16 protein-coding genes and 1 tRNA gene are annotated in these 11,962 nt (G+C 65.7%); 2 read left to right on the top strand and 15 right to left on the bottom strand.

Annotated features, from left to right (window positions below):
* The 3 genes from FKV24_RS12685 to FKV24_RS12675 all read right to left on the bottom strand — a co-directional run.
* Nucleotides 1–972 (bottom strand): serine/threonine-protein kinase (locus FKV24_RS12685; protein WP_141482628.1); only part of this gene is annotated, 972 nt, incomplete at its 3' end.
* Between the two features lie 16 nt (nt 973–988).
* Nucleotides 989–1,555, bottom strand: coding sequence for a sigma-70 family RNA polymerase sigma factor (locus FKV24_RS12680; protein ID WP_141482627.1), 567 nt, complete (start codon nt 1,553–1,555; stop codon nt 989–991).
* Between the two features lie 432 nt (nt 1,556–1,987).
* Nucleotides 1,988–2,572, bottom strand: a complete 585-nt coding sequence (locus tag FKV24_RS12675) for an FMN-dependent NADH-azoreductase (protein WP_141482626.1) — start codon at nt 2,570–2,572, stop codon at nt 1,988–1,990.
* A 122-nt stretch (nt 2,573–2,694) separates the two neighbouring features.
* On the opposite strand from FKV24_RS12675, the gene FKV24_RS12670 reads away from it, so the two are divergent.
* Together FKV24_RS12670 and FKV24_RS12665 are read left to right on the top strand one after the other, a co-directional pair.
* Nucleotides 2,695–3,723, top strand: coding sequence for a LysR family transcriptional regulator (locus FKV24_RS12670; protein ID WP_141482625.1), 1,029 nt, complete (start codon nt 2,695–2,697; stop codon nt 3,721–3,723).
* A 142-nt stretch (nt 3,724–3,865) separates the two neighbouring features.
* Nucleotides 3,866–3,955 (top strand) — tRNA-Ser (locus FKV24_RS12665).
* Between the two features lie 337 nt (nt 3,956–4,292).
* Here FKV24_RS12665 and FKV24_RS12660 read toward each other — a convergent pair.
* The 12 genes from FKV24_RS12660 to FKV24_RS12600 all read right to left on the bottom strand — a co-directional run bounded on the left by FKV24_RS12660 (nt 4,293) and on the right by FKV24_RS12600 (nt 11,661).
* Nucleotides 4,293–4,520 carry a hypothetical protein gene (locus FKV24_RS12660; RefSeq protein WP_141482624.1) on the bottom strand — a complete coding sequence of 76 codons (228 nt, stop codon included), beginning with the start codon at nt 4,518–4,520 and terminating at the stop codon, nt 4,293–4,295.
* Nucleotides 4,521–4,531: 11 nt separating this feature from the next.
* Nucleotides 4,532–4,729, bottom strand: coding sequence for a hypothetical protein (locus FKV24_RS12655; protein WP_141482623.1), 198 nt, complete (start codon nt 4,727–4,729; stop codon nt 4,532–4,534).
* Nucleotides 4,730–5,499: 770 nt separating this feature from the next.
* Nucleotides 5,500–5,814 (bottom strand): hypothetical protein, encoded by a 315-nt coding sequence (locus tag FKV24_RS12650; RefSeq protein ID WP_141482622.1) that lies wholly within the window; start codon nt 5,812–5,814, stop codon nt 5,500–5,502.
* The gene (locus FKV24_RS12645) at nt 5,811–6,479 is read right to left on the bottom strand and encodes a hypothetical protein (protein ID WP_141482621.1); all 669 of its coding nucleotides are present in this window, start codon (nt 6,477–6,479) and stop codon (nt 5,811–5,813) included. The genes FKV24_RS12650 and FKV24_RS12645 overlap by 4 nt, the downstream gene beginning before the upstream one ends.
* A gap of 211 nt (nt 6,480–6,690) precedes the next feature.
* Nucleotides 6,691–7,005 carry a hypothetical protein gene (locus tag FKV24_RS12640; RefSeq protein ID WP_141482620.1) on the bottom strand — a complete coding sequence of 105 codons (315 nt, stop codon included), beginning with the start codon at nt 7,003–7,005 and terminating at the stop codon, nt 6,691–6,693.
* Nucleotide 7,006: 1 nt separating this feature from the next.
* A complete protein-coding gene (locus FKV24_RS12635; protein WP_141482619.1) occupies nt 7,007–7,555 on the bottom strand; it encodes a hypothetical protein in 549 nt (182 codons plus the stop codon).
* A gap of 127 nt (nt 7,556–7,682) precedes the next feature.
* The gene (locus FKV24_RS12630) at nt 7,683–7,952 is read right to left on the bottom strand and encodes a hypothetical protein (RefSeq protein WP_141482618.1); all 270 of its coding nucleotides are present in this window, start codon (nt 7,950–7,952) and stop codon (nt 7,683–7,685) included.
* Nucleotides 7,942–8,388 (bottom strand): hypothetical protein, encoded by a 447-nt coding sequence (locus FKV24_RS12625; protein WP_141482617.1) that lies wholly within the window; start codon nt 8,386–8,388, stop codon nt 7,942–7,944. Before FKV24_RS12625 ends, FKV24_RS12630 begins: the two co-directional genes overlap by 11 nt.
* Before the next feature lie 163 nt (nt 8,389–8,551).
* Nucleotides 8,552–9,316: a helix-turn-helix domain-containing protein gene (locus FKV24_RS20245; RefSeq protein WP_170288299.1), complete on the bottom strand. Its 765-nt coding sequence runs from the start codon at nt 9,314–9,316 to the stop codon at nt 8,552–8,554.
* Between the two features lie 61 nt (nt 9,317–9,377).
* On the bottom strand, nt 9,378–9,596 hold the full coding sequence (locus FKV24_RS12615; RefSeq protein ID WP_141482615.1) for a hypothetical protein: 219 nt from the start codon (nt 9,594–9,596) through the stop codon (nt 9,378–9,380).
* Nucleotides 9,597–9,889: 293 nt separating this feature from the next.
* Nucleotides 9,890–10,435, bottom strand: coding sequence for a hypothetical protein (locus tag FKV24_RS12605; RefSeq protein WP_141482613.1), 546 nt, complete (start codon nt 10,433–10,435; stop codon nt 9,890–9,892).
* Nucleotides 10,432–11,661 (bottom strand): tyrosine-type recombinase/integrase, encoded by a 1,230-nt coding sequence (locus FKV24_RS12600; RefSeq protein WP_141482612.1) that lies wholly within the window; start codon nt 11,659–11,661, stop codon nt 10,432–10,434. The genes FKV24_RS12605 and FKV24_RS12600 overlap by 4 nt, the downstream gene beginning before the upstream one ends.
* Between the last annotated feature and the right edge of the window lie 301 nt (nt 11,662–11,962).

Raw genomic sequence — 11,962 nt, 5'->3', positions numbered from 1 at the left:
CTCGCAGACCGCGCGTTCCAGCGCCGCCGCCGACCCGCTGCCGGCATCCTGGGCACGCTGTCCGCACAGCAGTTCGTACAGCAGCAGGCCGAGCTGGTAGACGTCGGTGGCGGTGGTCGCGGTACCGCCGGCGACCTGTTCCGGGGCCGCGTACTCGGGCGTGAACATCCGCATCGCGGTGCGGGTCATCGGTTGCAGCGGCGCGTCGGCGTCGCCGAGCACCTTGGCGATGCCGAAGTCCAGCAGCTTCACCTCGCCGTCGCGGGTGACCACGATGTTGGAAGGCTTGATGTCGCGATGGACGATCAGGTGCCGATGCGCATGCGCGACCGTTTCGCAGATGCGCACGAACAGATCCAGGCGCCGGCCGATGTCCAGGCGCCGGGTGTCGCAGTAGCGATCCAGCGGCTCGCCTTCGACGTACTCCATGACCAGGAACGGGTGGCCGTCCTCGTCGCGACCGCCGTCGAGCAGGCGGGCGATGCCGGGGTGATTGAGCGATGCGAGGATCTGCCGTTCCTGGGCGAAGCGGTGCAGGAACTCGCGCGAGCCCAGGGTCATGTGCAGACGCTTGAGCGCACCGAGCTGTTGGAACTCGGCATCGGCGCGGCGGGCCAGATAGACGGTGCCCATGCCGCCGTGGCCGAGCGGCTGCAGCAATTGCCACTGGCCGAGCTGGCGGCCGCTGACGTCCTCGTCCGCGGAAGCTTGCGGGTGCGCATCGGCCCAGGCGCGCAGCAGCGGTCCTTCGCGCACCGCGTCGGGTTGCAGTTGCGGCGCCTCGCTGGCGGCCAGCTCGAGCAGGGCCTCGACCTCGGCGCGCAGGGACGGATCGTCGGTGGTTTCGCGATCCAGCAGCGCCGTGCGCGCCGCCGGTTCCAGGTCCAGTGCCTGCTCGAACAGGGCATCGATCCGCAGCAGCCGTGGATCGGGGGGCGGGGCCTCGCCGGAGCGCGGATCGCGGTCGTTCATCGGTGCCGATGCCGGCTCAGGCCAATGCCTTCAACAACCACGCGCGTGCGCGCATCCAGTCGCGCTGCACGGTCCGCAGCGAAGTGTCGAGCGCTCGCGCGGTCTCCTCCTCGGTCATGCCGGCGAAGTAGCGGCATTCGACCACGCGTGCCAGGCGCGGGTTGAACGCGTCCAGCCCGTTCAGCGCTTCGTCGATCGCCAGCACCTGCTCGGACTGGCTGTCGGCGGCGACCATGTCTGCTTCCAGCGTCACCGCGACCGCGCCACCGCCGCGCTTGGCCGCCTGCCGGCGCCGCGCGTAGTCGACCAGGATCCGTCGCATCGCCCGCGCGCAGATCGCGAAGAAGTGGCCGCGGTCCTGCCAGTCGACGCCTTCGGCGTCGACCAGTTGCAGATAGGCCTCCTGCACCAGGGCGGTGGTGTCCAGGGTCTGGCCACGGCGACCGGCGCGCGCCAGCTGGCCGCGGGCGATCACCCGCAGGCGCTGGTAGACCAGCGGCACCATGCGGTCGAAGGCATCACGGTCGCCCTCGTGATGGCGTTGCAGCAGACGGGTGATGTCGTTGGCCGCGTCGCTGTCCATGTCCCGGTATCCGGATTCCCCTTGTCCGCGAGCATAACGCGCGCGCGGCAAGCCACCGGACAGCAGGCGGCACGGATCGCGACCGTGGTCGCAGATTGCCGGTGCGCGCGGCTTGCGGGAGCGGCCGTAGGAGCGGCGTGAGCCGCGATGAGGCTTTCATGGGAAAGCCCGGTCGCAGCTTACGCAGCTCCTACAGGGGGAACGATGTCCGGCTGCGCGGATATCTCCCAAGATTTGCTTCGCAAACCTTGGGCCCCAGCCGTTGCGCTTCCACACCCCCATTCGCATCTGCGATGCGAATCGCCCCCTGACTCAGGGGGCTGGCCTTATGGGGCAGGTAAACGCTCTTCGTAGGAGCGGCGTGCGCCGCGACCGGCTTTCATGGGAACGCTTGATCGCGGCTTACGCCGCTCCTACGGGGACCACGGTAGGTCAGGCGGCCTTGCGCAGTTGCGTGGGCGCCTTGATCGAACGGTGGGCGGCGGCCAGGGCTTCGCTGCGGTGCTGCGGCGAATAGGCCACGCCCTCGGCACGGACGAACTCGACGTCATCGATGCCGAGGAAGCCGAATACCTGGCGCAGATAAGGCTCCTGGAAGTCGGTCGGCGCGTCGCTGTGGATGCCGCCGCGGCCGCTGGCGACGATCACCTTCTTGCCGCCGGCCAGGCCGACCGCGCCGCTCTCGGTGTACTTGAAGCTCTTGCCGGCGATCGCGATCCGGTCGATCCAGGCCTTCAGGGTCGAGGGAATGCTGAAGTTGTACATCGGCGCGCCGATCACGATCACGTCGGCGGCGAGGAACTGCTCCAGCGCCGCCGCGGCGGCCGCAGCCTCGTCGGCGTCGGCCTGGGCCAGCGAAGCGCCGGTCAGGTGGGGCAGGGGATTGGCATCGAGATCGCGGTACTCGACCTGGATGTCGGGGAAGGCGTCGCGCCAGCGGCCGGCGATGGCGGCCGACAGTTCGCGGGTGACGGAGTTGGCGCCCAGGGCGCTGGAGTCGATGTGCAGGAGTTTCATGACGGGCCTCGCGGGGAGCGGTGGGGCGGCGGCGTCGCCGCGGTGAGGCCAATCTAGGGTGTTGCAATATCGGAATAAATATCGGTAAATATCACAGATCGTTCCATATTCGGAAAGGCGACATGTACGACCTCAACGACCTGTACTACTTCGCGATGGTGGTCGAGCACAGCGGCTTCGCCGCCGCCGAGCGCGCGATGGGCATCCCCAAGTCGCGCCTGAGCCGTCGCATCAGCCAACTGGAATCGGACATGGGGGTGCGCCTGCTGCAGCGCTCGACCCGCCGCTTCGCGGTCACCGACGTCGGCCAGAGCGTCTACCGCCACGCCCAGGCGATGCTGGCCGAGGCCCAGGCCGCGCGCGAGGCGGTGGATCGCCTCAGCGCCGAGCCACGCGGCACGATCCGGGTCAGCGTGCCGGTCAGCGTGGCCCAGCAGCAGATGCCCAAGCTGCTGCCCGAGTTCCTGGCCCTGTATCCGCAGGTCAACGTGCAGTTGTTGATCAGCAACCGCCGTGTCGACGTGATCAACGAGGGCGTCGATGTCGCCCTGCGGGTGCGTTCGCGGCTGGACGACGACGGCAGCCTGGTGATGCGCAGCTTCGGCCAGATCCAGGAACTGCTGGTCGCCAGCCCGAACTACCTGCGCAAGATGGGGCGGCCGGTGTCGCCGGACGACCTCGACCAGCACGTCACCTTGAGCATGCACGAGGACGAGCAGCGCCAGCGCTGGGAGCTGCACGGCCCCGACGGGGCCGTGCGCCGGGTCGACCTCAAGCCGCGCGTGGCCGGCTTCGACTTCCCGATGCTGATGGCGATGGCCAAGCAGGGCGTCGGCATCACCATGCTGCCGGAGACGATCTGCTCGGACGCGGTGCGCAACGGCGAGCTGGAAGTGGTGCTGCCGGACTGGCGCCTGCCGCAGGGCATCTTCCACGCGGTGTTCGCCTCGCGTCGCGGCCTGCTGCCGGCGGTGCGGGTGTTCATCGATTTCCTTGCCGAGCGGGCCTCGGGCCTGGTCGAGGCCGACCGCCTGAACTGTGCCGAGATCCATGGCCGCCCCTGCGACGATGATGCGAAGCCGGCGGCGGAGAAGCCGCGTCCGGGCCCGGTGGACCCGCCGCGCCCTGGCGCCACCGCGCAGGGCCGCTGAGCGGGCGGGGCGGCGGCGTATCCATGCCGTCTGCCGGATACGAACAGCGCCGCGTCGCGGCTATGGATTGCCGGGCACCCGTGCGACAATGCGCCCGCCCGGCGCGATGCCGAGCCCTGTCAGACGGCGACATGCCGACACTGGAGAGATGGCCGAGCGGTTTAAGGCACCGGTCTTGAAAACCGGCGAAGGGTCAAACCTTCCGTGGGTTCGAATCCCACTCTCTCCGCCACTTTTTGTTTAAGATCAATGGCTTGCGAAGGTTGAGTGGGATTTCCCAACAACCAAGCCAACAATGGCTTAGATACTGGCAACGAAAAGCCCCACCAGTCTCCTGGCAGGGCCTGTCGACTACGTGACCTCAGCCCTACCGCTTCCGGGCGGCCACTCGCGCAACGGCGGCGTGCACTGCGGCCAATGCATCGTTCAACGAGCACTCCTTTCCGTCCTCACGCTCCTTCTGAACCAGGAGCAGAGCTAACCTGACGGTCGGATCACCGGCTTGGTCCGCGGCTGAGCACCGAGGCTTCTTTGGAAACTGAATGATTTCAGCCGCCATACCTTATCCCCTACCGCACATACGCCATATAGGCGATTTGGTCGGCCACGGTTTGCGCCGCCTGAACCAGATAGTGAGCTGAAGTTAGAGCATCTGTCCTGGCCTGTTTCTCGTCCAACTCGTCGTGTCTGCACAGAACCTCATTGGCTGCAGCCAGCACGGCCTCTAGTTGACCGATGTGGCCCCAAAGTTCAACGACGGATTCAGCCCTGGGCGACGCTACAGTTTCGCTTGTCATGATCGTTCTCCTCAGATGGACGGGATATCGATGCCCAGGGCATCGGCGGTTGCGTGCAGCTGATCAAGCTCGGCGCACACGACGGCGCCAGCAGCATTGAACGCGGCCACGGTGTTGGAGAGGTGAGCGGTGCGGGCGGCGGTAGACTCGCGAGCCCTGGCCAGGATCGCGTCAGCGACATCGGCCATTTCCGGGGTGATTGTGTTCATGCGATGGCTCCAAAGGCGGCGGGCGGTACGGGTTGGCGTGCCGGCCACTAGGAACCGGTGCCCCGAGGGGCCCGCGCACCGCCCGCCATAGAGCGGGCATGAAAAAAGCGCCTTACGGCGCTCTGCGCCTAGTGGTGTTCGGGACGCCAATCCCGGCCGAAGAATTTGCTCCGACGTGCCGATCCTGCTCCCGGTATCCAGGGCTTGTCAAGTGCCCTGGACCCGGGACCTGCAGATTCAGCTGATTGCGCTAGGCGGCCGCTTCAGGTGCTTCAGCTTCCCTGAGTTCTGGACGCGATAGCACGCCAGCACACGGCGGCAGTTGCGCAGTACAACGTAGTCCCGGCCTTTGTGCTGCTCGGGTCCGCTCAAGCTCGCGCTCGGTATGTCCGAGTGTGGCCAGGAACGGAAGTACGCGCGTTCGGCGCGCTGGGTAAGGGTTAGTTCGGTAGGCATGTCGAGGCTCCATGTGCAGGAAGCGAGCGCCCCTGCCACGGGGCGCAAGATCCTTGCGATGCCAAGCCTCGAGCAGGGTCCTAGGGACCGCTGGCCGCCTCGACTCACCGGGTTTCACAGGATGGCGCCTGCGCGGTGTTGGGCGGACTTGCGTTGATGCTACTGCTGTCGGCGTGTGGCTGCAAGACGAACCCCGCCCAGGAAGGGCGGGATCCGGCCGGGTCACGGTGAACGACAAAGCCGCCCCGGCTGCCGGTGTTATCTCGCTCAAGACCGGTCGCGAGTAGGAGGCACCGCCGGCTGGCCTCGTGTCGTCAGTGCCGTCTGCCGGCGGTGTACCGCCCCATCAGCGCGACCGTGACGGGGTCGACCTTGGTCACCTCGGCCAGGGAGTCGAAATGCGCCTCGACGTAGGCGTCAGACTTCCCCGCGATCGCGTCGTGGCCCTTCCTGAGTGCAACCGCATGAGCGCGGATCTCGGCGTCGGTCATGCCCCTGTAGTCGCCCCCGGGGGAGATCGACGAGGCCAGCAGGATCAGGGCAACCCGATCCGCCACCCGGGTATCGAAAGAGGCGCGCAGGTCGTCCAGCTCCCGACGCAGCTCAGCGACTTGGTCAGCCCCGCTCATGCCGCGTCCTCCAGGTGCTTGCCTGGTGCCTGCGTCGGCTGGATACCTTCGGCCCAGTGCTCGAAGTGACGGCCGTTGGTCAGCAGGTTCGGGGCGCTCCAGCTGGTGATTGTGCGGATGCGGCCGATCATCTCCACAGATGCCCCGGGGACGGGGATGTAGGCGTGCTCGGCCCTGGCCTTCGCGGTCATGATTGCTTGCACGGTGCCATTGATCTCGCGCAGCGCTTCGGCAAACTGTCCGCCCAGTCGTTCGGCACGCGCGACCTGTTCGGCCAACGTGCTCTGCATCGCCGGCATGCCTTCGACGGCTTCCCGCGTCAGCGCCGCCTCCCGGCGCCGCGTCAGCTCGTCGATCTGCGCAGTCAGTTGATCGCGTTCGATGTCCAGGGACTTCCGCTCTTCCGTCAGGGTCCTGACCTGATCCGGGGATCCCGTCTGCAGCGCCTTGACGCGATCACGGTGATCGATTTGGTCCAGGCGCGTCTGGACCTCCAGGCGTCGCGCTCCGGCTTCCCTGCGGAGCTCGGTCGCCTCTTTCGACGTCAGCTGCTCGGAGCCGGCCAAGATGCGAGCGACCTTCGCCTGCACGGTTTCGTCGCTCTTGATGTCATCGCTGATATTCATGCTCTGTCCTCGTCTGGTGTTGTTGTGGTGCTGGGTCATGAGTTCCGCCTACCCCGCGCGAGTTCCCGGCTCATGTCCGATGCGATCCGGCTGCGGCTGCGCATGTCGACCTGGCCCTCGACGGAGATGTTGATGGTGTCTCCGCCACGCACCTCGGAGCGGCCACGCATCGGCTCGACCCGACCCTGGTCTCCCGGGATCAAGTACTGGTGTTGACCGATTCGGGCGAGCTCCGGCCGGTTGCCCTCGCCTACCCGGTAGAAGCGATCGGCGCGCATGTCGCCGCCGTAGGCGCGGCCGCCGCCAAACCCGAGCGACATGAGTCCGTCCAGGTTGTTGCCGAATCCGCCGAGTGAACCAGCGCCACCTGAGGAGCCGCCGCCGCGGTGCCGAGGACACCCGCCACCGTCCCCCAGACCTTCCCGAGCTTGTGCGCCTGGCGCTCGAGCTTCTCGGTGGCCTTCGTCGTCTTCCCGGCAGCCTTGGTGTTCTTGTCGAGCTCCCGGTTCGCCTTCTCCAGATCGTTGGAGTCGACCCGGTATGCGAGCTTCGCGATGTCGGCCATGTCAGCCCCCGCTCGTGGTGGTGCGAGGCTTCCACTGCAGGCCTGCGACCATGGCGTCGTAAGCCGCTGTCCTGGGGTCCTCAGAGAGCCCGCGGCGCCTGTTCTCTTCGCGGAAGCTGTCGGCGCAGGCCTGGACCTTCGCGCGCTCCGCGTCCAGTGCCGCGAGCCGGCGCTCGCCGGACGCCTTGTTCTCAGCGATCACTTGGGCGTAGTAGGCGTCGAGGGCAGCACATCCGTCGTTCGCGGGATGGCTGGTGCTGGTGGCCACGTGCGATCCCGACGCCTGTTGCCGCTTCCACTCTTCGTGGTCTGCGCGGGCTTGAGCGCGATCAGCGTCCACCTGCTGACTGCTGAGGCTGCGCGTCCTGTGGTCCAACGCAGCGACTGAGGCCGCGTATCCGTTGTCGCCAGTGGCCGATGCGTCGGATGTAGAAGCCGCAAAGTGGGCAGCTACCTCGCGTTGCATGCTGTCCATCATCACGAGCGGTACGCGGACGACCTTGCCGTCGCGGACGGTGTTGGAGCCGGAGCAAAGGGGGCACAGATTCATTGGGGTGCAGTTGTTGCCGTGCGGGCATGAATGAGTCATTGGTCTGTTTCCTCAGGCAGGGTGGAGGCCGCTTGTGCGGCGATAGCCCCGGGGATCCAGTCCGGGTGAAAGTTGTTGTCGGCTTCTTCTATTCATGGCGGTCACCATCCAGGCGGCGATTGATTTCTCCCATCGCGTCGGGGTCCTTCGCTTCCACGGCCTCCATGAAATCGACGATGACCCCGACTCGCTCGGCATAGGGCGCCTGGGCGAGACGCTCGTGCAGGTCCCAGTCGACGTGGTGCTGGTGCTGTTCGGACAGCCAGGCGATGAACTGCTCGACGTGCTCGCTGCTCGACTTGTCCCGAACGACGTTGGACTCCAACCGCTTCAGGCGGCGGCTTCGGTCAATGCGCATGTGCTTCCTCCAGCGCCCGGAGGCGCGCTTCGATTTCGACCAAGTCGGAGACTCGGGCCAGTTCGCCGGCGAGCTTCGCCAAGCGCTCACCCTCGCTGGGGGTGATCCTGCCGCCGGCGATCTCCCCGACCACCCCCGCCATGAATCCGACCACGTCGCCAGCGCACGTCAGCGGCGGCAGGTCGGCCTTGATCGGGCTGTCTCGTCTCACCGGGCAGATGCGCTCCATCGCCAGCTTCAGCGCCGTCGGGTCGCCCTCCAGCGCCTTCTCGATCAGCCGACGCGTGATCTTTCGGGCCTCACCGTCCAGCAGCTTCTCGGCCGCTACAGTCGCCCGTGCGCGCGTGCCTGGCCGCTTGCCCGCGTTGCCCTTTGCGAACCGGCCATTCCGGTCGCGATCGGAGCCCGCATTTGCGGTTGCCTTACGGTCGCTCATCGTGGGGTCCTTTGTTGGGTTTTGTCGTGATTCCTGGTCGCCAGGCCGTTGCAAATGGACTTACCGCGGAGGCGGTCTCCGCCTAGCTGGCAGTCAAGGTGCGCCGGCGCTTCAAGCTCGGTATGGCAGGCAGTGCTGCGGCCGCAGAAAGGGCAGGGGCGATTCATGCCGCGATCCTTGTCGAATTCGACCTGGACTCAGCGTCGGCAGTCCTATCACGCTCCTCAGCTTCCAGTTCACGCTGCAATTGCAGGCCGACCTCAGTCAGCACGCGTTGACCGTCTCTGTCCCGGCGCCAGCATCGATGCCAGTCTTCCCTCACGCATCTCCTGAAAACAGAGCGCCAGTCCCGGTATCGCTTTGAGTCCTCGCGGTATCGATGGCAGAACCAGCGCCATGCTAGGTAGAGGTCGTCAACAGGAATCCCGGCATCTTCAGCGAAGGTGAATACCGGGTCTGTTCCAGGCATCAACTTCTCGTCATCGTGTTGACAGCTTTCTGACCATTCCGAGAAGGTTTTCTGCTCAGAGCGAGAGCGGGGGCTTTCCTTGTTGCTTTTCCTAGTTGCTTTTCCTAGTTCATCGGTCACTGTGACCGCAGCTCGTGGACTCAGTGACCGCAGCTCAGAGCCAGAATGACCGCAGCTCGCGCTTCGAGTTCCGGTCATGGTGACCGCTACTTCCCTTCGAGGTCCGGTCATGGTGACCGCACCATCGGGGAGCCGGAGCTGGTAGCTGTACCCCCTCCAGTGTCGACCTGAGAACTTCATCGGCGTTCTTGTGAACCAGCGCCCGTCCGCTGCATCCAAAGCTCGCCTGCATGTCTTCTCGCCTTGGCTGGTCTGCCTGGCCAAGGTTTCGACGCCGGGATAGCAGTTCTCTCCAGCTGGGTTCGCATGCTCAGCCAGCGCCAGGAGTGTGAGCTTCATGCTGGCCGGCTCAGGACTGTTCAACACAGCGGTTCGCCAGCGCAGAACCAGAGGTCTGCGTTCATTGGTCATCACCGCTGCCTTCACGCCGCATGGCCGCCTGGAGCTTCTGCAGCGTGTGTATCGCGCCGGCTAGGTTGGCCAGTAGGTGGTCGCACCGGTCCAGGCTGGGCCGCTTGTGGAGCTCGATCAGCTGCGATTGCAGGCCGTCTGCCATGTCCGGCAGGGTGTCGAGGAGGTCACTTGCCGCGGGTATGCGGGTGGGGGCCAGGCCGATCATGCGGCCGCCTTGGCTCGATCGGCCTCAAAGGCCTGGATGTCGCTGAGCCGCCAGCGGGTGCAGCCTGGGCTAAGCTTCACCGGTTGGGGTAGGGTGCCGGCGTCGCTCCAGCGCCAGACAGTGGCGCGATTGATCCCGTATCGCACGGCCAGGTCGCGGTCCGAAAGGTACCGTTGATCATGTTGATGCATGCGCCTTTTCTCCTGCGCGACCAGTGAGGAATCGTCGCGCGTTGGGAGGAAGGCTAGAGGGGTTGAGGTCCGTTCCTGTGCCAGAAAAAACGGAAAATCATGTCACGGCACCCCGTAGCCGATGGCATCCTTGAGTTGAACCAAGCTGATCCCGAGCTTCTGAGCTGCTTCTCTGAGTCGCTTGTTGGCCTCGGTGATTTCGGTGCCGACGGCGCGCGGGCTTATTCCATAGACCTCTGCAGCGAGGTCGCGAGCGAGTTGGTTGGCAGTCTTTCGGCCCGATGTCCGCTTGCGCATCGCTTGAGCTGAAAGCTCTTCAATGCGGCGGCGAGTATCATCGCCGAATACGTCGGGAATCCTTGATGGATCTCGGATCATTGTTTCGAACACAGCAACGTCGCGAGCTATCTGCCAACGGAGAGCTGTCCCCATCTGACGAGAGCCGCCATTCCAGGGCTTGTTCCCACGCTTGAACTTCAGGCCTTCTCCGGTGATGGCTGCTGCAACGAAGTCGTGGGCGCCGACGGGGATGGGTTCCTGGGTCTTCAGCAGTTCCAGAACCTCAGCGCGGTCAACATGTTCGCCCTGGCGCCAGCGCCCAACTAACACGTCCCAAGGCCCCACTGTGATTGTGGCGATATCCGTCACTGTGCCTTCCTGAGTTTGCCGATCTCAGTCACAGTTCCGATCGCCGTTGGCATAGCACAGTACCGAGCCCATGCCTCCATCAGCTTCCGGCGCTTCTCGAAGTGTGAGCCGCGCGCATAGGCTGCCTCGGCGCGATCCTTGAGGCGATGGGCGAGGGCATGCTCGATCGTCTCGCGCGGGAACGCAGTCGTCTCGCCGGCCCAGTCCCGAAATGTGCTGCGCATGCCGTGGACGGTGGCGTCGACGTTCATGCGCCTAAGGACCGCTGAAAGGCTCATGTCGGAGAGCTGCCCATCGCGGGGGGCTGCGAACACGAACTGGCCTCGTTTCGGAATCGCATTCAACAAGGCGACCGCGGCCGGCGTCAGCGGCACCCGATGCTCTTTGCCTCCCTTCATGCGATCCGACGGGATGATCCATGTATTCGACTTGAGGTCGATCTCGTCCCAGGTAGCGCCGCGCACCTCGCCGGACCGAGCGGCTGTCAGGATTGCGAACTCAAGCGCGCGCGCCGCAGCACCTTCGCGCTGGCGCAGGTCCGCCATAAACTCAGGAAGCGCCTGGTGCGGCAGGGCCCTGTGGTGACGTACCGTCCGCACCTTCGTCGGCTTAGGCAGAACGGCGTCCAAGTGGCCCTTCCACCGCGCTGGGTTGTCGCCTCTGCGGTGCTTCGCAACGGTCGCCCACGCTAGGACCGCCTCGATCCTGCCGCGGAGCCGGCTGGCGGTCTCGGTCTTCGTCGTCCAGATTGGCTCCAGCGCATGTAGGACGTGGGGCAGATCCACCTCGCTGACCGGTAGCTTGCCGAACACCGGCGAGGCGTACTCGGCCAGCGTGGTCGTCCATTGCTTGGCGTGCTTGGCACTCCGGAACTCGCTGCGCTTGCTGGCCAGGAACAAGCGGGCGCACTCGTCGAAGGTGGGCACCGCCTGAGCAGCCGTCAGAGCGCGCCGGCGTGCCGCCCGCTCCGCAACAGGGTCAACCCCGGCCCATATCTCCGCACGAGCCTCCCTGGCGCGCTGACGAGCTTCTGCCAGGCTGACACCGGCCCCTCCGAGCCCGATATCGCGCCGCTTGCCTCCAACCATCGCCCGCAGGATCCACGAGCGTGAGCCTGTCCGGGACACTTGGAGCATGAGGCCCGCGACACCGCCGACGGCGTGCAGGCCAGGCCGTGCGATGCGCTTGACCTGCAACGCGCTCAGTTCCGTGGCGATCTTCGGCATGAGGGGCCTCCGCGACCGCGCCCAACCTTCTACCCATCAACCCGGGGCGCTATTGGAAGATACGCCATGCGACACGTTGCGACAAGGAATTAGCCCATAGGGCCTTAATCTAAGCCTTTCTCGACTCGCTCGCGTTCTCGATTGTGATGGCTTGCGACAGGACGTAGGCCGCCACTCTCTCCGCCATATATGCAAGACGCCCCGAATGGGGCGTCTTGCGTATATGGGGGTGACAGTGGAGCTTGATGAGAACCCGGCGCCGCAGGCGCCGGTTCGACAGATCGGCAGGACGCCGATCTGG

It is taken from the genome of Marilutibacter maris (genome assembly GCF_006546735.2).
In the GTDB taxonomy this organism is placed as follows: Bacteria; Pseudomonadota; Gammaproteobacteria; order Xanthomonadales; family Xanthomonadaceae; genus Marilutibacter; species Marilutibacter maris.
Note: the sequence above shows the minus strand (reverse complement) of the source record. Positions and strands in the feature narration are given on the sequence as shown.

Coding starts and splice junctions, on each gene's coding strand:
- FKV24_RS12625 (WP_141482617.1), bottom strand. CDS start 8,388: ATGAGCGACCGTAAGGCAACCGCAAATGCGGGCTCCGATCGCGACCGG.
- FKV24_RS12645 (WP_141482621.1), bottom strand. CDS start 6,479: ATGACCCAGCACCACAACAACACCAGACGAGGACAGAGCATGAATATC.
- FKV24_RS12640 (WP_141482620.1), bottom strand. CDS start 7,005: ATGGCCGACATCGCGAAGCTCGCATACCGGGTCGACTCCAACGATCTG.
- FKV24_RS12600 (WP_141482612.1), bottom strand. CDS start 11,661: ATGCCGAAGATCGCCACGGAACTGAGCGCGTTGCAGGTCAAGCGCATC.
- FKV24_RS12635 (WP_141482619.1), bottom strand. CDS start 7,555: ATGAATCTGTGCCCCCTTTGCTCCGGCTCCAACACCGTCCGCGACGGC.
- FKV24_RS12660 (WP_141482624.1), bottom strand. CDS start 4,520: ATGACAAGCGAAACTGTAGCGTCGCCCAGGGCTGAATCCGTCGTTGAA.
- FKV24_RS12655 (WP_141482623.1), bottom strand. CDS start 4,729: ATGAACACAATCACCCCGGAAATGGCCGATGTCGCTGACGCGATCCTG.
- FKV24_RS12650 (WP_141482622.1), bottom strand. CDS start 5,814: ATGAGCGGGGCTGACCAAGTCGCTGAGCTGCGTCGGGAGCTGGACGAC.
- FKV24_RS12615 (WP_141482615.1), bottom strand. CDS start 9,596: ATGATCGGCCTGGCCCCCACCCGCATACCCGCGGCAAGTGACCTCCTC.
- FKV24_RS20245 (WP_170288299.1), bottom strand. CDS start 9,316: ATGAAGCTCACACTCCTGGCGCTGGCTGAGCATGCGAACCCAGCTGGA.
- FKV24_RS12630 (WP_141482618.1), bottom strand. CDS start 7,952: ATGCGCATTGACCGAAGCCGCCGCCTGAAGCGGTTGGAGTCCAACGTC.
- FKV24_RS12670 (WP_141482625.1), top strand. CDS start 2,695: ATGTACGACCTCAACGACCTGTACTACTTCGCGATGGTGGTCGAGCAC.
- FKV24_RS12680 (WP_141482627.1), bottom strand. CDS start 1,555: ATGGACAGCGACGCGGCCAACGACATCACCCGTCTGCTGCAACGCCAT.
- FKV24_RS12675 (WP_141482626.1), bottom strand. CDS start 2,572: ATGAAACTCCTGCACATCGACTCCAGCGCCCTGGGCGCCAACTCCGTC.